Source organism: Kribbella ginsengisoli (assembly GCF_039537185.1).
Taxonomy (GTDB): domain Bacteria; phylum Actinomycetota; class Actinomycetes; order Propionibacteriales; family Kribbellaceae; genus Kribbella; species Kribbella koreensis.
The window spans coordinates 237,455-258,634 of the sequence record NZ_BAABAA010000003.1 but is presented as its reverse complement, the minus strand read 5'-3'; the positions used below and the strand labels follow the sequence as shown (position 1 = coordinate 258,634).

Annotated in this window: 18 protein-coding genes and 1 pseudogene; 11 read left to right on the top strand and 8 right to left on the bottom strand. The window is 67.0% G+C overall.

Annotation, left to right across the window (positions count from 1 at the left end; genetic code table 11):
- The first annotated feature begins 56 nt into the window (after positions 1-56).
- Complete coding sequence (locus tag ABD768_RS14890; RefSeq protein ID WP_344841046.1) at positions 57-497, top strand: VOC family protein; 441 nt, start codon at positions 57-59, stop codon at positions 495-497.
- A 1-nt stretch (position 498) separates the two neighbouring features.
- On the opposite strand, the gene ABD768_RS14885 is transcribed toward ABD768_RS14890, so the two are convergent.
- On the bottom strand, positions 499-921 hold the full coding sequence (locus ABD768_RS14885; RefSeq protein ID WP_344841045.1) for a PPOX class F420-dependent oxidoreductase: 423 nt from the start codon (positions 919-921) through the stop codon (positions 499-501).
- A 116-nt stretch (positions 922-1,037) separates the two neighbouring features.
- On the opposite strand from ABD768_RS14885, the gene ABD768_RS14880 reads away from it, so the two are divergent.
- Positions 1,038-1,931 (top strand): LysR family transcriptional regulator, encoded by an 894-nt coding sequence (locus ABD768_RS14880; protein WP_344841044.1) that lies wholly within the window; start codon positions 1,038-1,040, stop codon positions 1,929-1,931.
- Between the two features lie 70 nt (positions 1,932-2,001).
- Here ABD768_RS14880 and ABD768_RS14875 read toward each other — a convergent pair whose 3' ends face one another.
- The gene (locus ABD768_RS14875; protein ID WP_344841043.1) at positions 2,002-2,433 is read right to left on the bottom strand and encodes a MarR family winged helix-turn-helix transcriptional regulator; all 432 of its coding nucleotides are present in this window, start codon (positions 2,431-2,433) and stop codon (positions 2,002-2,004) included.
- Between the two features lie 92 nt (positions 2,434-2,525).
- Here ABD768_RS14875 and ABD768_RS14870 point away from each other — a divergent pair, with 92 nt between their 5' ends.
- On the top strand, positions 2,526-3,410 hold the full coding sequence (locus tag ABD768_RS14870) for an LLM class flavin-dependent oxidoreductase (protein WP_344841042.1): 885 nt from the start codon (positions 2,526-2,528) through the stop codon (positions 3,408-3,410).
- Positions 3,411-3,667: 257 nt separating this feature from the next.
- On the opposite strand, the gene ABD768_RS14865 is transcribed toward ABD768_RS14870, so the two are convergent.
- Both ABD768_RS14865 and gabT read right to left on the bottom strand, forming a co-directional pair.
- Positions 3,668-5,017, bottom strand: a complete 1,350-nt coding sequence (locus ABD768_RS14865) for an NAD-dependent succinate-semialdehyde dehydrogenase (protein ID WP_344841041.1) — start codon at positions 5,015-5,017, stop codon at positions 3,668-3,670.
- Positions 5,014-6,360: a 4-aminobutyrate--2-oxoglutarate transaminase gene (gabT, locus tag ABD768_RS14860; protein WP_344841039.1), complete on the bottom strand. Its 1,347-nt coding sequence runs from the start codon at positions 6,358-6,360 to the stop codon at positions 5,014-5,016. The genes ABD768_RS14865 and gabT overlap by 4 nt, the downstream gene beginning before the upstream one ends.
- Positions 6,361-6,445: 85 nt before the next feature.
- Between gabT and ABD768_RS14855 the strand changes: the two genes are divergently transcribed.
- Positions 6,446-7,918, top strand: coding sequence for a PucR family transcriptional regulator (locus ABD768_RS14855; protein WP_344841037.1), 1,473 nt, complete (start codon positions 6,446-6,448; stop codon positions 7,916-7,918).
- Here ABD768_RS14855 and ABD768_RS14850 read toward each other — a convergent pair.
- Positions 7,900-8,943: a hypothetical protein gene (locus tag ABD768_RS14850; protein WP_344841035.1), complete on the bottom strand. Its 1,044-nt coding sequence runs from the start codon at positions 8,941-8,943 to the stop codon at positions 7,900-7,902. The two genes, ABD768_RS14855 and ABD768_RS14850, sit on opposite strands and share 19 nt — an antisense overlap.
- Before the next feature lie 182 nt (positions 8,944-9,125).
- Here ABD768_RS14850 and ABD768_RS14845 point away from each other — a divergent pair.
- Positions 9,126-10,796 (top strand): annotated as a pseudogene (locus ABD768_RS14845) (cation:proton antiporter).
- On the opposite strand, the gene ABD768_RS14840 reads toward ABD768_RS14845, so the two are convergent.
- The 3 genes from ABD768_RS14840 to ABD768_RS14830 all read right to left on the bottom strand — a co-directional run bounded on the left by ABD768_RS14840 (position 10,793) and on the right by ABD768_RS14830 (position 14,783).
- On the bottom strand, positions 10,793-11,653 hold the full coding sequence (locus tag ABD768_RS14840) for an ABC transporter substrate-binding protein (RefSeq protein ID WP_344841034.1): 861 nt from the start codon (positions 11,651-11,653) through the stop codon (positions 10,793-10,795). The pseudogene ABD768_RS14845 and the gene ABD768_RS14840 sit on opposite strands and share 4 nt — an antisense overlap.
- A 79-nt stretch (positions 11,654-11,732) precedes the next feature.
- A complete protein-coding gene (locus ABD768_RS14835) occupies positions 11,733-12,986 on the bottom strand; it encodes a ferredoxin reductase domain-containing protein (RefSeq protein WP_344841032.1) in 1,254 nt (417 codons plus the stop codon).
- 258 nt (positions 12,987-13,244) lie between these two features.
- The gene (locus ABD768_RS14830) at positions 13,245-14,783 is read right to left on the bottom strand and encodes a glycosyl hydrolase family 28 protein (protein ID WP_344841031.1); all 1,539 of its coding nucleotides are present in this window, start codon (positions 14,781-14,783) and stop codon (positions 13,245-13,247) included.
- A 275-nt stretch (positions 14,784-15,058) separates the two neighbouring features.
- Here ABD768_RS14830 and sigJ point away from each other — a divergent pair, with 275 nt between their 5' ends.
- From sigJ to ABD768_RS14800, 6 genes are all read left to right on the top strand, one after another.
- Entirely contained in the window at positions 15,059-15,940 is an 882-nt protein-coding gene (gene sigJ / locus ABD768_RS14825) for an RNA polymerase sigma factor SigJ (protein WP_344841029.1), read from the top strand.
- 33 nt (positions 15,941-15,973) lie between these two features.
- A complete protein-coding gene (locus ABD768_RS14820; protein ID WP_344841027.1) occupies positions 15,974-17,920 on the top strand; it encodes a CYTH domain-containing protein in 1,947 nt (648 codons plus the stop codon).
- Positions 17,921-18,009: 89 nt separating this feature from the next.
- On the top strand, positions 18,010-18,414 hold the full coding sequence (locus ABD768_RS14815; protein WP_344841026.1) for an NAD(P)-binding protein: 405 nt from the start codon (positions 18,010-18,012) through the stop codon (positions 18,412-18,414).
- A complete protein-coding gene (locus tag ABD768_RS14810; protein ID WP_344841024.1) occupies positions 18,377-19,021 on the top strand; it encodes a hypothetical protein in 645 nt (214 codons plus the stop codon). The genes ABD768_RS14815 and ABD768_RS14810 overlap by 38 nt, the downstream gene beginning before the upstream one ends.
- Positions 19,022-19,173: 152 nt before the next feature.
- Complete coding sequence (locus ABD768_RS14805) at positions 19,174-20,169, top strand: Gfo/Idh/MocA family protein (protein ID WP_344841022.1); 996 nt, start codon at positions 19,174-19,176, stop codon at positions 20,167-20,169.
- Complete coding sequence (locus tag ABD768_RS14800; RefSeq protein ID WP_344841021.1) at positions 20,169-21,161, top strand: Gfo/Idh/MocA family protein; 993 nt, start codon at positions 20,169-20,171, stop codon at positions 21,159-21,161. Before ABD768_RS14805 ends, ABD768_RS14800 begins: the two co-directional genes overlap by 1 nt.
- The last annotated feature ends 19 nt before the right edge of the window (positions 21,162-21,180 follow it).

Below are 21,180 nucleotides of genomic sequence, written 5' to 3'. Positions count from 1 at the left end.
GTGCTGTGCTGTCTTGGATTGACGGGTATGACTCGACGAGGAATCGGAGATGGACAGTGGCGGAGCAAGGTGGGTTTCCGGTGCCGGAGGCCGGGTTGGTTGTTGCGCAGTTTCTGACTGTGCGGGATGTGCGGGTTTCCCGGGAGTTCTATGCGGATGTCTTCGGTGGGCGGGTGGTGTTGGCGGAGAATCCGGCGGTGGTTCAGGTGGCCAATACGTGGATCATCATGAATCCGGGGGGTGGGCCTACGCCGGACAAGCCAGGGGTGACGTTGAGTGCGCCTGAGGCTGGGGATCCGGTGTCGGCGTTTCTCAATGTGCGGGTGGCCGATATCGCGGCGTTCTATGCCGATGCCCGGGCGAAAGGGGCGCAGTTTCTTACCGAGCCGTTGGATCGGGGGTCGGAGGTGCGGTGTTATCTGCGGGATCCGGATGGCTACCTGATCGAGATCGGGCAGACCACCGGACTGCTGCGCGGGATCACTGCCGAGCAGTAGGTCAGCCGAGATCGGAGTGGGCGATGACCTTGGTGATGGTGATGTGGACTGCGGTGAAGCCTTGTTCTGTGAAAGTTTCGGCCAGGGCGTCCGCGGGATGGGTGGGGTAGTAGCGGTCGGCGATGGCTGAGGCGACGGACTTGATGTGGGTGGGGTCGGCGGAGATTCTTGCCTGGCCTTCGAGGGTGACGAAACTGTAGGGCTGCTGGTCGTCGCTGATGCAGGCTGCGATGCGGGGGTCGCCGGCCAGCAGGTCGCCTTTAACGCTGCCGGGGGAGAGGGCGAAGGCCAGTTCGTCGCCGTCGAGGACGAAGCAGATCGGGGTGACGTGGGGCCGGCCGTCGGGGCGGGCCAGGGCCACGTGGGCGAGCTTGGTTCCGGTGGTGACGAAGGATCGCCATTCGGTGTCGGTCATCGCGGTCATCGGTGTGCTCCCATTCGCTGAGTCGGCGTCTCTTGGGTACGACGCTAGGCGCGGTGGGTGATCGTGAAAAGCGATGATCAGCGATCAAGGTGATCGCCAGGGGTTATGGTTGGTCGGTGATCGACGTCGAGTTGCGGCATTTGCGGGCGATGGCTGCCATCGCCGAGGAGGGGACGTTCGGGCGGGCGGCGGTCCGGCTCGGGTATACCCAGTCGTCGGTGAGTCAGCAGATCGCGGCGCTGGAGCGGGCGCTGGGTGGGGCTGTTTTCGATCGGCCGGGTGGGCCCCGGGCGGTGCGACTCACCCCGCTCGGTGAGGTGGTGCTGAGTCATGGGCGCGAGTTGCTGACGAGGTCGGAGGCGCTGGCTGATGCGGTCGATCGGTTCCGGGCGGGGAGTGGGCGGATCGACATCGGCACCTTCCAGAGCGTGTCCAATCTGATCCTGCCGGCGGTGGTACGGCAGTTACTGGATGAGCATCCGGGCTGCGACATCAGGTTGTCCGAGGTCGAGCCCGAGGATCCGAAGCTCGGGGATCTCGATCTGCTCTTCCACGACGGCCGGATCGAAGGCGACGTCGAACACGTGAAGCTGCTCGACGAGCCGTATCTGTTGGTGGCCGGCGTCGGTGTGTTTCCTGACGGGCCTGTACGCGCGGAGCTGCTCGACGGAGCGCCGATGGTCGCGTGGCCGCTCACCTTCCACCAGCGCTGGTTGGAGCGGACGCTTGCGGAGTATGGCGCCCGGCCGCGGGTCGTGTTCCGTACTAGCGGCCACGAAACCATCCTGTCGATGGTGCGGGCGGGGATCGGCTCAGCGGTGCTGCCGTGGCTTGCCCTGCACGGATCCGACGCCACATCCGACGACCGCCTCAGCATCCATCAGCTAGAGCCGGCGCCATCCCGCGAGATGTTCCTCCACTGGCCGGCCGAACGCACCCATTCACCCCTCGCCACCCGAGCCATCGAAATCGCCATCGAAGCCGCAGGCAACCTCGCCGCCCAGATCTGATCCCAGGGGCTGGCCGACCTGCTCCGGCTCCAGGAGCTGGACAATCACCTCCGGGCGGGAGCTCGAGCTGTCAGCTCAGTTCGGGTGCCGTGATGTGGGTGACGGCCGCGGTCAGGGTTTCGCGGGTTCGAGGGGAGAGGCCGGTGGTGAGGGCTTCTACCCGGTCGGTGAAGGCGGTGTGGGCTTTGGCGGCGAGGGTGTGGCCGGCGGGGGTGAGGGTGATCTGGCTGGCGCGACGGTCGGTGGGGTGCGGGTTGCGGGCTAGGAGGGAGCGGCGTTCCAGGCGGTCGACCATGCTGGTGAGGCTGGAGCGTTCGATGGACATGATGCGGCTCAGGTCGGTCATGCCCTGGGGGCCGGCGAGCAGGACGCACAGTAGGTGGGCCTGCTGTGGAGTGAGGCCCAGTGGGCGGCTCGTTTCGGCGTACAGGTCCTGGAGGACGTGCATCAGTTGCACCAGGGAGCCGACCAGCTCTGTGTGCCTCGTTGTCGTCGTCGCCACGCCACCACTGTAGTCCGACCTGCGGACAGTTTGGGGTTCTGATAGTTAGGAGGCCTAGTATTTAGGTGTTCGAACTATTTAGGAGGCAGACGATGAACGTGCGCTTCGGCTACGGCTCGCCCGACCACATCCGCGAGGTGCCGGAGATTCTCCGGCTGGCCGAGCAAGCGGATCGGGACGGGCTCGACCTTTTCTCGCTCTCGGACCACCCCTACCTGCCCAATCTGCTCGACCCCTACGCGACGCTCGCCTTCATACTCGGCCGCACGACCCGAATCTCCGGGCTGGCCAATGTCACCAACCTCCCGCTGCGTCCGGCGCCGGTGCTCGCCCGTACGGCGTCCTCGCTGACCGCGATCTCCGGTGGACGGTTCGTACTCGGTCTCGGTGCGGGCGGCGCGTGGGACAAGATCGCGACGATGGGCGTGCCCAAGGTCAGCCCGGCCGAGGCTGTGGAGGCGTTCGAGCAGGCGATGATCCTGGTCCGCAAGCTCTCCGGCGGCGGTCCCGCGATCACCGACCCTTACTACGGCGTTACAGCACTCGCGCCTTCCCAAGTGCCGGCGCCACCGATCTGGACCGGCTCCAACGGACCCAAGTCCTTGGCCGCGACCGGCCGCCAGGCGGACGGCTGGATCCCTGGCCACGCAGCCGATTGGCTCAGCGAGCGGTACCGCCAGGCCCGCCCGATCATCGACGACGCGGCCCTGTCGGTCGGCCGCAAACCCTCCGACGTGGCGACGATCTACAACTTCCCCGGCCAGATCACCGCGCAGCCGCTGGACCGCGTCCGCGACGAGGACGGCCGCTGGATCGGAGGCTCGCCGTCCCAATGGGTCGAAGAACTCACCGAAGCCGTACTCGACCACGGCGCGGCCGGCTTCATCCTCTTCCCGCGAGGCACCGACCCCATCGAAACCACCCTCAACCGCTGGTCCCAAGAAGTCGTCCCCGCCGTCCGAGCGGCCATCGGCTAGCCATCTAGGAGGAGAGGGGGAGGTCTACCGGACATACAAGGCCCGGAATCGAGCCTTGTCGTTATCCCCGCCGACGCGCCATGCAGGCACAACTCCCGGAGGACGCTCCGACACGCCGAGGGCAACCGCTTTCCAACCGAGTTAGGTATGCACGGACGCCCACGCCCACGCCCACGCCCACGCCCGCGCCCACGCCCGCGCCCGCGCCGACTGCCGTGCGACCGGCAGCCTGCCCGTCTCCCAAGCAGCCATCGGCGCTAGGTCCAGTCGACGGAGAAGAACTGCGTTTCCTGGAATTCGCGCAATCCGTCGCGGGCTCCTTCGCGCCCCAGCCCGCTCTGTTTGAAGCCGCCGAACGGGGCGGCTGGGTCGGAGACGACGCCACGGTTGACGCCGACCATGCCGGCCTCGATCGACTCCGCGATCCGCAGTGCGTCCTGGAGCCGGCCGGCGTAGACGTAGGCGGCCAGTCCGTACTCCGAATCGTTGACCTGGGCAAGCATCTCCTGCTCGTCGCGCCAGCTGATGATCGGCGCGACCGGGCCGAAGATCTCCTCACGGACGATCCGGAAGCCGGGCTCGACGTCGACGAGCAGGGTCGCGGGGTAGTACCAGCCGTCGGCCGGTACCGGGCCGGTGTTGGTGATCCGGGCACCGTCGGCGACGGCATCGTCGACGAGGCCGCTGACTCCGGTGACGGCCTTCGCGCTGATCAGCGGGGCGACCTCGAGCTTGTCGATCGCCGCGCCGAAGCGAGCCACGAAATCGTCGAGGACGTCCGCGTGGACGAAGAAGCGGTTCGCCGCGGTGCAGGCCTGGCCGCCGTTGCGGAACTTCGCGATCATCGCGCCGGCGACGGCGGAGTCGAGATCGGCGTCGGCGGTGACGATGAAGGGTGCGTTGCCGCCGAGTTCCATGCTGGTGTTGAGAACGCGATCGGCCGACTGCCTGAGCAGGGTGTGGCCGACCCGGGTCGAGCCGGTGAAGGAGAGCTTGCGGACGCGGTCGTCCGCCAACCAGGTGGTGACCACCTCGGCGGGGGAGTCGGTCGTCACGACGTTCACCACACCTTCGGGTACGCCGGCCGCGGTGAGCAGGTCGGCGATCGCCAGGGCGGTCAGCGGGGTTTCGGAGGCCGGCTTCAGTACGACGGTGCAGCCGGCGGCCAGGGCAGGGGCGATCTTGCGGGTTGCCATCGCGGCCGGGAAGTTCCAGGGGGTGACGAGGGCCGCGATGCCGACCGGCTGGTGGGTCACGATCGTGCGGGTGCCGCCGGCGGGGGACGAGCCGTATTCGCCGTCGGTGCGGACGGCTTCCTCGGAGAACCAGCGGAAGAACTCGGCGGAGTAGGCGACCTCGGCTCTTGCGTCCGCTTCGGATTTGCCGTTCTCGGCGGTGATCAGGGCGGCCAGGTTCTCGGTGCCGGCGATGATGAGTTCGTAGGCTTTCCGGAGTACCTCGGCCCTCGCTCTGGGAGCGGTGGTGGCCCAGTCCGGGAAGGCCTTCGCGGCGGCGTCGACGGCTGCGGTCGCGTCGGCGGCGGTACCGTTCGGGACCTCGGCGATGACTGCCTCGGTGGCCGGGTTGTAGACGGCGAAGGACGTCACCGGGACTCCTCCAGCACGGTGTCGAGGAGGTCGAGGCCTTCGATCAGCAGGTGATCGGGGATCGACAGCGGCGGCAGGAAGCGCAGTACGTTGCCGAACGTGCCGCAGGTCAGCACGATCAGACCCTTGGCGTGAGCGGCCGTCGCGACGCGGCGAGTCAGGTCGGCGTCGGGCTCGGTCGTTCCCGGTACGACGAGTTCGACCGCGAGCATCGCGCCACGGCCGCGGACGTCGCCGATCCGCTCGTCGGCCGCCTGGGTCTTCCTCAGGCGCTCGGTCATCAGGTCGCCGATGGCGCGGGCGCGGTCGACCAGCCCGTCGGTCTCGATCATTTCGATCACTGCGAGGGCGGCCGCGCAGGCGAGCGGGTTGCCGCCGTAGGTCCCGCCGAGGCCACCGACGTGAGGAGCGTCCATGATCTCGGCGCGACCGGTCACGGCCGACAACGGCAGCCCGCCCGCGATGCCCTTCGCGGTCACGATCAGGTCGGGTACGACGCCTTCGTGCTCACAGGCGAACAGGTCGCCGGTCCGGGCGAACCCGGTCTGTACCTCGTCGGCGACGAACACCACGTCGTGATCGCGGCACCATGCCGCCAGCGCGGGAAGGAAACCGTCAGCCGGTACGACGAAGCCGCCCTCGCCCTGGATCGGTTCGATCACCACGGCCGCGAGGTTCTCGCTGCCGACCTGCTTCTCGATCACCTCGATCGCACGTCGCGCCGCTGCCGGACCGTCGATGCCTTGATCACGGAAGGGGTAGGACATGGGCGCGCGGTAGACCTCGCCGGCGAAGGGACCGAAGCCGCTCTTGTACGGGTGGTTCTTCGCGGTCATCGCCATCGTCAGGTTGGTGCGGCCGTGGTAGGCGTGGTCGAAGGCGACGACGGCCTGCTTGCCGGTGTACGCGCGGGCGATCTTCACCGCGTTCTCGACGGCTTCGGCACCTGAGTTGAAGAGGGCCGTGCGCTTGGGGTGGTCGCCGGGGGTGATCCGGTTGAGAGCTTCGGCGACGCGGACGTAGCCGTCGTACGGGGTGACCATGAAGCAGGTGTGCGTGAAGGAGGCCAGCTGGTCCTGGACCGCTTGGACCAGGGCAGGAGCGCTGTTGCCGACGGTGGTGACGGCGATGCCAGAGCCGAAGTCAATCAGGGAGTTGCCGTCCACGTCGACGACTACACCGCCACCTGCCGCGGCGGCGTAGACGGGCATGATCGTCCCGACGCCCTGGGCTACGGCGGCGGACTTCCGGCTCTGCAGGTCGCGAGAGCGAGGACCGGGGATGGCCGTGAGCAGTCGACGTTCCTGGGGGAGCGCTGGGCCCCCGGTGGGTAGGTTCGGCATGGTCACCACGGTGCGGGTTGGACTGCCTCGGAGGCGATGGCTTATCTGCACAATCTGACGCGGCTGATTGTGCAAAACTGTCAGGGTGATCCCGCTGACTGCCGTACTGGCCGAGCCGGGGCTGGACCTGAAGGCGGTCCACGTTCCCCAGCCGAACGCTCCGGTGCGCTGGGTAGCGACCAGCGAGCTGGTCGATCCCACTCCTTTCCTTGAGGGTGGGGAGCTGCTGCTGACCACGGGTCTGGCCACGGCGGGCTGGCGGCGTGAGTGGACGTCGTACGTCATCCGGCTCCGAGATGCCGGGGTCGCCGGGCTCGGGATCGGCACCGGGTTGACTCATCGGACGCCGCCCCGGGGGTTGGTACGGGCCTGCGAGGAGTTGGGGGTCAACCTTGTCGAGGTCCCACGGCTGACGGCGTTCGTGGCAATCAGCCGGCGTACCGCCGACCTACTGGAGCAAGCCGAAGAACGCGCGGCCCGCACCGCCCTCGACCTCCAGCGCCGCCTCACTGCCGCAGCCGCAGGCCGTGACCCCTCATCAGCAATCCTGCGCCAACTGGCCAAGGTCACCACCGGCGTCGCCTGCCTCTTCACCCCCGCCGGCCAACTCCAATCCGGCTCACCCGGCGACCTGGACCTTCTCGAGATCCGCGAGCAACTAAAGGTGATCCGTTCCCAAGGCATGCTCGCCGCCCTCACGCTGAGCTCACCCCAGCAGGTGATCACCATCCAGCCAATCGGCCTCAACCAACGCCCCGACAGCTACTTGGTCACAGCCACCCCTACCCGCCCTACCGAACCTCAACGCCGCTCCGTCACCACCGCCGCAGCCCTCCTGGCCCTGGTCTCCGAACAACAACGAGAAAAGCTCGAGGACCGCCGCCGCGTCACAAGCCGAGCCTTCGACCTGCTGATGGCCGGCGACCACCGCACCGCACAGCTACTACTGGACCGCAAGGCCTTCCCGACCAAGCTCCAACTCCTAGCCGCCCAAGGACCCCCAGAAGCAATCGAAGACGCCCTGACCCTCGCCGAGGTAGCAGGCGCCAACGGTGCGGCCGGCCGTCGCGGGACGCTGGCGGTCCGCGTGGACGGCGACCTCTTCGTTGTCGCTGCGGATGCGGTCGCCGGGCGTATCGCCTCCGAGCTGGCCGGCTTGGGTTTGTTTGTGGGGGTTGGCGACATCGCGGCCCCCGACAGCCTCGCCGGGAGTCGCAGCACCGCGGTACAGGCTCTTGCGCGTACGTCTGCGGCCCGACCTGTCGTCCGGTGGAACCGCATCGTCCACGAAGGTCTCGCTGCACTCATCGACCAGCCCACAGCGGCAGCCTTCTCTGCTTCGTATCTGGGGACCTTGACCGCAGAGCAGCTGGAAACTCTGCGGTCCTACCTCCGTCACCACGGCTCCCACCTCAAGACCGCCGAAGAGCTCGGCCTCCACCGGAACACGGTCCGCAACCGCCTGACCCAGATCGAGCACCAGCTGGGCGACTCCCTCGACGACCCCGACGTCAGAATGACCGCCTGGTTCGCCTCCAGTCAGCTGCCGCATTTGTAGACGACCGCCGCCCAATAGCCTGAGTTGGTCTCGTAGCCGCCCGCCGTCCACGGCGCGTTGCGGTTGAAGGCGTGCGTCAGCATCGTGCCTTCGGGGAAGGTGTACCTGGTGCCGTCGCTCCTGACCAGGATCGACGGGTAGTGGTCGATGAAGTCATCGCCTGCCGTGACGGCGTCGCCTGAGCTGTTGACGTCGGCCACGGCATCCTCGACCTGCGCGACGAGGGCGCCGCGGGTGTTCCAGATGTACCCGGTGGAGTAGATGCCGTTGCCCACCTGACCGCCGATCCGGCTGCCCTCGATGTCCCAGACGAAGACGTTCTCGTGGTGCCGGCCCCGGAGCGGGATCGGCCGGCTGTTCCAGGACTCCCACAGGTAGCTGATCGGGCTGTTCGGGTCTTCCGGGTTACCGGCCCGCCCGATGATCCGGCCCTCGTCGGAGATGTCCTCAGCAGAGGATCCCTGCGATCCCCGCGGCGTGCGGAGCAGCCGCGGTTGCCCGCCCGCCGGCCAGATGAAGGCGTGAGTGGTGTTGGGGTCCGTCTCGTCGGAGACGCTACCGACGATGTCCTGGCGGGCGTTCATCCCGCTGAGCGTGTAGATCTGCTGGCCTTCGGGCACCTGCAGGATCCGGTACGAGTCGGTCTTGACCGAGTAGACCCAGTAGTCGGTACCGGCCTGGTTGCCGCTGTAGCCGAGGACGAAGCCGCCCTTGACCACCGCATAGCCGTACGACTCGCTGTCGGGCTTCGACGCGAGCCAGCGCGGTACGCCGTCGACCCAGAGCACTCCCTGGGAGCCGGCTCGTTCCTGCCGCGGGGCGTGCCCGAGGATGTACCGCCCGGACGGATCCGCGCTTCTGACCATGCTGAGGCCGGGCTCGGTGTCGGCAGGCAGCGGGAGAACGGTCTTGGCACAGGCGGTCGGCTCGGCTGCGGCAGCCGGCGTGGCGACGGACTGTGTGGCCGGGAGTGCGGCGGCGAGGAGTGCGGTGGTGGCGCAGAGTGCGGCCAGCTGTCGGATCATGTGAGCCCCCCAGACGGAATGACGAACGACCGCCAGAGGCTCCCATCCGGTGGGGGCGACCTGCCAGGCCTTCGGTGAAGGTTGCAGGTTGCTGCAATGCGGGGATCGGCGAGTGCCGGGACCTAGACTCCCGTCGCGTGGACCATCAGTTTCTGCTAGTGGCCGGGGCCGGGCTGGCGATCATGATCACCGCGTCGGTGTTCGCTCGGCGTACGGGTGTGGCCGCGCCGTTGTTGTTGGTGGGGCTGGGGATCGGGGCCAGTTATCTGCCCGGTACGCCGGTCATCCACGTCGAGCCGGAGCTCATCCTGGCGGGAGTGCTGCCGCCGCTCCTGTACTCGTCAGCGGTTCAGTTGCCGGTGCTCGACGTACGGCGGAACGTGTCGCTGATCGCCTGGCAGTCGGTGGTGATGGTGATCGTGTCGGCGCTGGCCATCGGGGCGCTGGTGCATGCGTTGTTTCCGGAGATCTCCTTTGCACTGGGCACGGCGCTCGGCGCTGTGGTGAGTCCGACCGATGCGGTCGCGGCGACGGCGATCGGGCACCGGATCGGGCTGCCGCCGCGGCTGATGACGGTGCTGGAGGGGGAGAGCCTGGTCAACGACGCGTCCGCTCTCGTCGTACTCCGGACAGCCATCGCCGCGATCGCCGCGTCGTCCGGGTTCAGCTTCGGGCATACGGTCCTCGACTTCGGCTAGGCGGTGCTCGGAGCCGTGCTGATCGGGTTGCTGGTCGGCTGGCTGACCGCATTGCTGCGCCAGCGCCTCGACGATCCGGTGCTCAACACGACGATCTCGTTCGCGGTCCCTTTCCTCGCGTACTTCCCGGCTGAGGAGGTCCACGCTTCCGGCGTACTGGCCGTGGTGATGGCGGGGCTGCTGACCGGCGCCCTGGGCAGCAAGCGGTTCAGCGCTCGCGATCGGCAGACCCAGGCCACCACTTGGACGACGATCAGCTTCATCCTCGAGAGCGCTGTCTTCCTTGCCATGGGCTACCAACTCCCCGAACTCGTGGACGCAGCCCGGGCCGAGACCACCACGGCTGAGATCACCGGCCTTGTACTACTGGTAGTTGGACTGTTGATCGTCCTCAGGTTCGCCGGGCTGGCCTGGCCGGCGTTGCGGGAGCGGTTCGGGCGGAATGATCGCAACGAGCAGACCCGGGCGAAGCTCGGTCAATTCGAAGAGCAGCTGGACTCGATGACGCCGGCAGGGCAGCGGGAGGAGAACCGGCTGGCGTGGGCCCGTCGGCGGCTCGCTCGTGGCCGGGCGGATGTGGAGTTCGAGGAGCGGGAGCCGATCACCGGACGCGGATACGTCGTCGTCGGCTGGGCTGGGATGCGCGGCGTCGTCACAGTCGCCGCTGTCCAGACGATCCCAGGTGGTACGCCGCACGTCGACACCGTCGTGCTCGCGGCGTTCCTGGTCGCGCTGATCACGCTGGTGCTGTTCGGGCTGACGCTGCCGATGGTGATCAATCGGATGAGCTTCGCGGCTGAGAGTGCGGAGGAGAAGCGCGACTCCGTCCAGTCGCTGCTGCGGCGGGTCGGCGAAGGGGCGATCGACACGCTCGGTCCGCTGGAGGAGCAGACCATCGGTGGCGAGCGGCTCGACCCGGAGCTGGTCACGACGATGAAGGACCGGATCGTTCCGGGTCTCGTCTCCGGGAGCAGTCAGCTGCGGAACGCCAAACCTGACTCCTTCGAGCAGATGATGATCGTTCAGCGCCGCTACCTCGACGCGATGCGCGACGCCCTCGGCGCCGAACGCAGCATCGGCGCCTACAGCTCCGCGACGTACCGCCAGGTCGAGTCCCTACTCGATGCAATAGAGCAACGCTTCGGCACCCGCTAGCTGTCGGCCTGGATCGCTGCGGTCAGGGCGTCGACGGATGCTGCGGTTGCTGCGAAGGTCAGCGGCGGCTCGGGGTTCCACGGCAACACGTGACCGCTGCGTACGGCCGACTGCTCCGACCACGCCGGGATCTCCGCCAGCTGATCAGCGCCGAGCGAATTGGGCCGTTGGTCGTACAACAGGATGTCAGCAGGATGGCTACTGGCGAGCTCGGTCCACTTCACCACTTCCCAGCCGCCCTGCGCCGGAGTCGGCGTGAACGGCAGACCCGCGTCGGCCAGGAGTCGCAGCCCCGGCCAGTACGCCGGATTGGCCACATACGCGTCCGCCGGAGTACCACCGGACAAAGCAGTGACGCGTACGTCGGGCCGCTCGCCGACAGCCGCACTCAACCGCCCGAGCGCCTCAGTCAGTACCGCCTCGTCGTCCGCAACGTCAGAGCCCGTCAACGCCTCAGCCAGCTGATGAAAGCGCCCGATGATCGTCTCGAGCCCCGGCTCGCCGGCGATCCGGATCAGCAGGATCGGCGCGAGCTCACCCAGCTTGGCCGCGACACCTTCCGACAGCCCGTACACCTCGCCCGCATAGCTGACCCCGACCACGAGATCAGGTTGCAGCGTCGCGATCAGCTCGTCGTCGACGGCATCACCGGAGCCGATACTCGGCACGTCCAGGCCCAGCGCGGGTTGCGCCCCGGCATCGGCGTGATGCTGCGACCCGAAGTACCCGACAACCGGTACTCCCAACGCCGCCAGCGTCTGCGCGGCCTGCGCATAGGCCAGCACACGCGCCGGCCGCGCAGCCACCTCGACCTGATCTCCACGATCATCCTCGAACAACCAGCTGTCGGACGCCATGCCGTCCCCCTCCTAGGTGTGCCGAACACCCATCATGCCCGCAGCCCATCCACTTCGCGGCATTCTTCGTCAGTTCCGGTCAGGAGTCCCAGATCGGTCCTAGCGCGGGGATTCCCAGCCGCTCCATCCCGTGGACGACCCTCCAGGTCACCTTCTTGTTGGAGACGCAGATGACGGCTTCGGCGCCGGAGGACTCGTACTGCGAATACGCCAGCTTCACCATGTCCGGCTTGCCGTAGGCGTCGGTGTCCCAGATGAGGGTGTCCGGCTGAGCCGTGAGGATCTCGTCGACGAGCGCCTGCCCATACGTCTTCACCGGATCACGCGTCACCCACACCAGCTTCATCGGAACCCGATTCGCCAGTACATGTGCCAGCACCGGCCCGATCCCGCTGCCCGTCACGACGTACACAACTCGCCTGAAAACCGTTCCGTAGTTGGCCATCCCGGCCGTGGCGACGCCGCGGACCCAGACGTGGGACGGGGGATTGTCGATGAAGTCCCCGGTCCAGTCGCCGGCCCGGGAGACCGCCATCCGGAATCCCGGCGCGCCCGGCGTCGGGATCACCGCGAAGCTGTGCCACTGCCGCAGCGGATGCCGCGAGATGGATCGCGTCGAGCCGGCCATCGGGCGGCTGCGCCCGCCGCTCACCAGCGCGACATGCGACGACGGCCGGATGACGTCGATCGGGATCCGCCGGAGCAACATCCACGGAACCAGCGTGCTGGTCGTGGTCAAAGCGAGCACCCACACGGTCGGCGTACCGGCGAGCGCCGCCAGCAACGACTCCGAGCCGGCCGGCGACGACCCGGCCGATGACGCGCCGTGCCGTTCGTTCACCAGCAGCAGGGCGCCGATCCAGAACAGCGTCGACAGCGCCCACCCGCCGAATCGGTGAACCCGCTCGAACAGATCATGCCGCTTCGCCCGCATCGAGGGCCGCGACGTCATCACGATCGCCAGCAGCAGGAGCGACTGCACGTAGTACACGACAAGCAGCCCCAACCCCACCTGCCCGGTCGCGACGACGGTCAAAGCGAAGAACCACAGCGTCCCGCAGACAGCGCCACCCACATGCAGCCCACCCAGGTGATACCCCTTCGCGAGCGCCCACCGGACCCGAAGCGGCCACGACTTCGGCACCCGCATCACCAACTGGGACAGGAAGTTCACGAAGAACTGCTGCCGCACAACCACACCCAGTGCGAAGTTCACCTGAGCGACCAAGGCGAGATTCACCACCGAGTCCCACCAGTGACCGCTCAACCCCCAGCCGAGCACCAGCACGTTCGACATCACCACGAAGAGCGTGAGCCGATGGCTCTGCATCATCCGCGGATGCTTCATCACCCGCCGCCCTACCGGAAGTGGCTCTGGAAGGCGCACTTCCGGCAGGTGGACAGGCGTCAGCAACTCTTGTACCGCAGTCATGAAATTCCCCCAGAATTTCCGAATCACCCCGTTGTGCAAGGTAAGACGCCTCGACCGGGGATTCGGTTGATTCCCACTTCTGTGGCGCAACCCACTGCAACCGAACCGCCGCGAACTCGTCCGGGGTGCGAGCTCGCGGCGCGGGATCTCGCGGCCTGCTTACTGGCTGATGGTGACCGGGCCGGCTTCGGAGACGTTGGTGATGTTCATCTGGTTGAGGGTGGTCGCGTACGCCGACGAGCCCGGCATCAGGATCCGGCGCAGCTCGACGCCGGTGATCTGGGCGCCTGGCTGACCGTTGATGCGGGCGGCGGTGGTACCGGCGTTGCGGACTCTCACATCGGTGATCGTCACGCCGGTGATCGGGCCGACGCCGTTCGCGCCGGCGCCGGTCCACAACGCCAGCCAGGTGCGGTTGTTGTCGTTGGTGAAGGACAGCCGCTCGATGTCGATGTTCTCGAACCGGATCGTGCCGGCCGTACCGGTGCCGTACTTGTGATGGACGCCGATCGCGACGGCCGCGTCGTACACGACCGCGTTGCGGAAGGTGACGTTGGACTGGTTCTGCAGGACGCCCTGGCCGACCTTGAGTCCGTAGCAGAAGGTCCAGGTGATGATGTCGTCGAACAGCACGTTGTCCAGCGGCCGGGGGTTGCCGGGGATGTTCTTGGTGATGTCGGTGTTCGCTGCCCAGGTCTTGGTGCTGAACGGGTCGTCGAGGCCGATGCCGATCGCGTTGCGGACCGTCACCGCTGTCGACTCCATCACGTCGATGCCGTCGTTCTCGCCGAGTTCGAGATCGAGGCGGTTGAAGAGCTTGAGGTTGGTGAAGCTGAGATCCTCGGACCGGATCGGCATCACCATCCAGCTGCTGGCCTCCTTGAAGGTGATCCCGTCGACGCGGAAGTTGGTCGTGTAGACGGGGGTCAGCAGGTTGACGCCGAGGTTGCTCGGGGCAAGGGATGCCTTGCCGTTACCGTCGATGGTGCCGCGGCCGTAGATCGAGATGTTGGTCGACGAGTACCGGGTCGAGATGAACCAGGTGATGTCGCGGCCCTGCGAATCCTTGTGCCAGTGGACGTCGTAGTTGGCGCGCTCGCCGGTGTAGCGCAGGACGGCACCGGGGGCGAGGTACAGGGCGAGGTTGCTGCGGAGGTAGATGGTGCCGAGGGTCCAGACGCCGGCGGGGACGTAGACGGTGCCTTGCCTGCCGTTGGCTGTGCCCCAGGCGGCGGCGTCGTTCAGGGCGTTCTGGAAGGCGGTGGTGGAGTAGCCACTTCCCGGCTGCGCGTTGTACGGCGCGTTGCGGACGTTGAAGATGCCGGCGCCGTTGTCGGCGGGACGGTTGGTCTCGAGCGGGTCGATCGCGATCACCAGGCCCGGCCGACCATCGAGTTTGACGATCAGGTACTCGTCGCGGGTCACCGTGAAGGTCAGACTCGCGCCGCTGACCGACCCGCTGAGATTGAGCTTGGCCGGACTGATCGAGTAGGACCCGATGGCGGTGTTGTTGACCTTCGTCACCGTGATCGTCGCATCGCCGCCGCCCATGGCGAGCTGAGCGATGTCGTACCCGGGGAAGTCACTGACCGGCACGCTCTGCCCGTTGACGGTCAGCCGGTAGTCGGGCGAGGCGGCATAGATCGACTGCACCGGATAGATCTGCAACGGCGCCGGCGCCGCCTGTGCGTATTGCACCCCCAACCCAGCCAGCAAACACCCCAGCAAAAACACTGCCAACACACGAACACGGATCCCAACAGGTGGCGACATGAACAACTCCTTAGGGCGGGAGGATTCGACATCTCTTCGCCCGAAGGTAGACCACCGATAGCACAGGTGTGAACTATATTCACATATGTGAACAGGTTTGACCGAAACCGGCCAGATCGAGAAGGGTCGAGCGAGGACCTCACAATCCGGGAGGCTGGGGCGTCGGTGCTTCGAGAGACGGCGAACCTGAGGAGGCGGCAGTGAGTGGTGGCGATCCGAAGCTGAGTGTGATCATGAGTGAGCGGCGGCAGCTGATCAACCTCGCGTACCGGCTGCTCGGGTCGCTGGCGGACGCGGAGGACGTCGTCCAGGAGACGTACGCGCGCTGGTACGCGATGTCGCGGGAGAAGCAGGATGCGATCGAGTCGCCGGGCGCCTGGCTGACGACCGTGGCGAGCCGGATCTGCCTCGACCTGCTCGGTTCAGCGCGGGTACGCCGGGAGCGCTACGTCGGCGAATGGATCCCCGAGCCCGTCCCCGACCAGACGCAGACCGATCCCGCCGACCGCGTCACCCTCGACGAGTCGGTCAACATGGCGTTCCTCGTCGTGCTCGAATCGATGACCCCGGCCGAGCGCGTCGCGTTCATCCTGCACGACGTGTTCCGCTACCCGTTCCCCGAAGTCGCCGAGATCGTCGGCCGTACGCCGGCAGCCTGCCGCCAACTCGCCACCTCGGCCCGCCGCCGCATCCGCACCTCGCAGACCCCGCCGGCTCCCGAGGCCGAACGCACCGCGATCGTCCGCGACTTCATGCAGGCCTGGAAAGCGAAGGACATCCAGACCCTCGTCGGCCTGCTCGATCCCGAGGCCGTCTCGATCGGCGACGGTGGCGGGCTGGTCAGCGCCGCGCTTCACCCGGTCGAGGGTGCCGAGACGATCGCCCGGTACTTCGTCGACCTCGCCGAACGCCGAGGCTCCCTCACCGTCGAGGAACGCACCGTCAACGGCCAGCCCGGCCTGGTCGTCCTCGACGAGGGCGTCACCGCCGCCGTCCTCGCCTTCGACCTGGAAGGCGACAAGATCAAACACATCTGGGCCATCCGCAACCCCGAAAAACTCCGCCCCTGGACGACGAACTGACTATTCTTGGAACCTTCGCCAGAAGGAGCCGGAATGGTCAACGAGATCGAATCACGGCTGGAGCTCGATCTCGCCAGGGTCGAGGCCGTCCGGACGGCCGTCGACACGACAGCCGAGCTGAGTGGCATCGCGCTGCGCCCGGGTTCGCGCAAGATCCACACCGACACGTATTTCGACAACCGCGACCAGCTGCTGTACCGGCGCGGCTGGTCGCTACGGATCCGGGAGTCTGCCGGTGACTTCCGGCTGACTTTGAAGGGACCCGCGAAACAATCCGGCGGGGTCGCGGAGCGTCAAGAGATCGAGAGCCCGCGGGACGGGGCGATGGGCGACGTCCTCGGCCAGGTCACCGCGACGATGATCGCCGAAGGTCTGCTGGAGACGATTCCCCCAGACCTGCAACGCCAACTGGTGCGCGACGGCCTGGCCGTGACGCTCGGAGCTCTCGGGCTACGCCGGATCTTCGACGTCGAGACCGATCGGCAGACCTGGATCGCCGTCCGGACCGGCGAGCCGGAGCTGGCCGAGGTCGCGCTCGACAAGTCCCGCTACAAGACCGCGCTGGGCGAGGCCATCGACGAGGCCCGGCTCGAGATCGAACTGATCGACAGCAGCCGGCGGCTCGAGCTCCTGCAGATGACCCGGTCACTGGAGAACGACTTCGGCGGTCGTGAGGTGACTGAGTCGAAGTTCGAGCGAGGTGTCATCCATGCCCGGTCGCAGGGGCTGCAGGAGAAGATGGAGGCGAAGGTGATGCTCGCCTCCAACGAGAAGTACGAGGAGGTCGCGCGCAGCCTGGACACCACCAGTGACCTGATCCGGGGATACCGCTTCAACCGGGTCGACGACAACGCCACCATCGTCGACCGGTACTTCGACACGGCGAAGCACTCGCTGTTCGAGCGCGGCTGGTACCTCAGGCACCGTAAGCAGGGCGGGGTCGACAAGCTCACCTTCCGGCGGCTGACCGAGGAAGCACGTCAGGGCCAGGTGCTCCAGAACGAGATCGTCGTGGACTGGAGTCATCCGGACACGGCGGGAGCCTGGGAGGCGATGTGGCCTTGGCTGCAGCAGGCGGCGCCTCATCGATCGAACGCTCCCACCCTCGGATCGCCCGATACTCTCGACGCCCTGCTCGAGGCCGCGGGCTTCGTCCCGGCGCTCGACATCGAGGTCGTCCGGACCTCCTGGGTGGTCGAGAAGATCCCTGTCGACAGCGTCAGTACGCTGCGGCCGATCGGTGAGCGGGTGACGAAGCTCAAGTACGACCGGGTGAAGTACTCCATCCCCGGCAAGCCGCAGAGCGCGATCAACGCCCGTGAGTTCGAGGTCACCGGGGTCGAGCAGCACGATGCCTCGCCGACTTCGCTGCTGCGGGACTCGTACCAGACCTTCCTTGCCTTGTTCGTCGAACAATGCGCTCACCTGACCGGCGAAGACGTCGAGCAGCGGATCAACGCGAAGTACTTCTCCGGCCTGCTGGTACTCGGCCTGGTGAAGTCGGCACCGAAATGGCTGACCGATGGTCGGCTCGCGCTCCGGGTCAGCGCGTTGCGGGAAAGCGACACCGGTACGCCGCCCGCCTCCGGCGGTTGGAGCGCCGCACGATTCTGGATCGCCCTGGCGACGTTGGTGGCCGGCCTGTTCGCCCTGAGCAGCGGCAGCGGCGAGGGGGTGTTCGGCCAGGTCGCCGGCGCGGGTGTGTTCTCGTCGATCGTGCAGGTCGCCGGATTCCTCGGGATCCTGCTGGCGTCCTACTACCTGTTCCGGCGACCGTACGGGAGCTACTCCGTCAAGCTGCGGGGAGCGATCGTCCTGGTCTCGCTGCTGATGGCGGGCGCGATCCTGCTCCCGTGGGCGGGCCGCGATCGCTTCGCCGACGTGGTGTCGCTGCTCGGCCTCGTTCCGCTGATCGTCACGATGCTGCGCGATGGTCTCGGTCTGGGTGGGGATCCGGCCCAGCAGAAGTCCAGGTACTGACAGCTCTTACTTCTGCCCTTCCGGGAATCGTCTTAGCGGGCCGGGCTCCTTGGGGTTGGTCGGCACCTACCGTTGGTGTTGGAGGTGGGATGTCGGAATCGGCTGTGGCGGTGTTCGAGCGGCTTACCGGGGTGGGGGTGCCGGAGCGGCTGTCGGTGTTGTTTGAGACGGCCTGCGTGATGGGTGGGAGTGTGGCTGGGTTGCTGGCTGCGCGGGTGCTTGCTGATCATGCGCGGCGGGTGGTGGTCGTCGAGCGTGACGAGGTCGACCTGGCGGGGCGGTGGCGTTCCGGCGTACCGCAGGATCGGCATGGGCATGTGTTGTTGCCGGGTGGATTGCAGCAGTTGGAGCGATGGCTGCCTGGGCTTGCTGCTGAGGCGGAGGCGTTGGGTGGGTACCTCGCGGGCAGCGATCAGCAGGTCGTCTATCACGATCTGGAGGAGCAGGCGCCGATCGGTGATGCGCACCAAGCTGTCGGGCTGGGTCGAGAATGACCAGTGGCTGGTGATGCTGATGTCGTACGAGCACCACCCGGCGGCGGAGTCGATCGATTCCTTCCGCGCCGCCTGCACCGACCTCCCACCGATCTTCGCCAAAGCCTCCAGCGGTTCAGCTACCTCGGAGGTCCAGACCTACCATCAAGCCGACAGTCGCCGCCGCGACTTCATCGGCCTAGCTAACTTCCCCGCTCGCCTGATTGCTGTCGGCGACGCGGTCGCCTCTTTCAACCCCATCTACGGCCAGGGCCTCAGCTCAGCCGCCCTCCACGCCTCCTGCCTCTCCGAGTACCTGAACAGCAACCCCGACCTGACAACCCAGGCAACGTCGTACTTCACCAGCCTGCAAGTAGTCGTCGACGCCGCCTGGACCATCTCAGCCGGCAGCGACGCAGCCCGCCAAGACCTACTCACCGGCGCCGAAGTCCCCGAACCGGTCCAACATCAACGCTGGGCCATGAACCAAATCCTCCAAGCAACCCTCAAAGACCGGTCGATCGCCGAGGCTTTCGTCGCAGTAACCCGCATGCAAGCCCACCCCAACACCCTCCAAGACCCAGCTCTCCTCGAACGAGCGGTAGCCCTCAACCGCCCCACCCCCTGACCCCGCACCAACCGAGTCCACGCCATCCGCTCGACGGGGGCGGGCGGGGGTGTGTCCGAGGGGTGGGAGGGGGACTCGCGGTGTCTGTCGGGAGTCAGTTCATCGTTGTAATGTGGCGGGGATCGCGGAATCTATTTCGCTAGGAGGAGCTGGTGGGTACACCGCTCAAGGTTGCTGTTCTGGGGTTCTGGCACGTTCATGCGAGGGATTACGCCCGGCAGGCGCAGGAGCATCCGGGGACGGAGTTGGTGGCCGTCTGGGATGACGAAGTCGAGTTGGGGCGGGCGGGGGCGGAGCAGTTCGGGGTGCCGTTCACGGAGGATCTGGACGGGCTGCTGCAGCGGGACGATCTCGACGGGGTCATCGTCACCACCGCGACCGACGTGCACCGCGACATCATGGTCAAGGCGGCCAACGCGGGGAAGCACATTTTCACCGAGAAGGTGCTGGCGCCGACGGTTGCCGAGGCGACCGAGATCATCGAGGCGGCGGATGCCAACGGAGTGAAACTGGTGGTTTCACTACCGCGGCTTGCGCATGGGTACACGCAGGCGATCCGCGAAGTGATCGCCAGCGGAGTCCTCGGTCAACTCACCTACGGCAGGGTGCGCCTGTCCCACGACGGAGCCATCCCGCGTAACGGCAACGAAGGCTGGCTGCCGCAGCGGTTCTTCGATCCGAAGGCGGCCATCGGGGGAGCACTGACCGACCTCGGCTGCCACCCGATCTATCTGCTGCAGTTGTTCCTCGGAGCCGACCCCGAGACCGTCAGCGCGATCTATCGGTCGGTGGCCGGCCGCGGCCTGGAGGACAACGCCGTCGTCACCGTCGGCTACGCGGACCAGAAGCTCGGCGTGATCGAGGCGGGGTTCGCCAGCCCGAACCCGTTCACGATCGAGATCTTCGGTACCGACGGCAGCCTCAGCTACACCGACGAAGGCAACGTACTCCGGGTAAAGGGCAACCAATTGCCGGTACCTGAGCACAGCCCGGACCCGTTCGCCCAATGGGTTTCCCACATCACCGACGGCACCCGCGCGGACGACAACCTCGCCCGCGCCGTCGAGCTGACCCGCCTCGTCGTCGCCGCCAACGAGGCTGCCACGAAAGGCGATTCCATCGCGTACGACGGGAAGGTGATCAGCTGATGACGCAACTCAAGGTCGGCCTCATCGGTGGTGGCGGGATCGCCTCCGCCCACATCAAGGGCTACCACGAGCACGCCGCCAAGATCCGCATCACCGCCGTCGCCGACGCGGTCGAGCAGACGGCCAAGGCGCGTGGCGAGGAGCTGGGCGCAACGGCGTACACGGACTATCTGCAGATGCTCGAAGCCGAGGAACTCGACGCCGTCGACATCTGCCTCCCGCATCACCTGCACCGCGACGCGATCGTGGCCGCGGCCCAAGCAGGCAAGCACATTCTCTGCGAGAAGCCGTTGTGCCTGTCGGCGGACGAGGCCGCCGACGTGCGCAAGGCGGTCACCGAGAACAACGTCACGCTGATGTGCGCGCACAACCAGTTGTTCATGCCGGCGGTGGCGAAGGCGAAGGAGTTGCTGGAGGCCGGCACGATCGGCACCGTGTACGAAGTACGGACCACGGACAGCTTCTACAACAACTTCGATCCGGCCAACATGGGCTGGCGGGCAAGCGCGAAGACGAGTGGTGGTGGCGAGCTGATCGACACCGGGTACCACCCGACGTACCTGATGTTGCACCTGGCCGGCGGGCTGCCGGTCGAGGCGACGGCGATGCTGTCGACGCATCGGCTGAAGTTCATGGAGGGCGAGGATTCGGCGCAGGTGCTGATCCGGTTCGACAACGGCGTCGTCGGGCAACTGGTGACGAGCTGGGCCTACCAGCCGGCGCCTGGCACCGAGCGGTTCTCCGTCGTCGGGGAGCTGGGATCGCTGCGCAGCGACGGTGAATCGCTCACCACTCAGCTCCGAACCGGTGAGACCGAGACCGTGGACCTGGGATCCGTCGACACCTTCGTCGCGGAGATCGGGCACTTCGCCGACTCGTTGCTCGGCAAGACCCGCCCGCTGCACACCGAGGAGGAAGGCATCGCCGTCCTCGGCATCCTGCTCGCCGCCTACGAAGGAGCCCGAGCGAAGACGATCGCCCCGATCGGCTGACGCCGCGCCGGCTGACGCC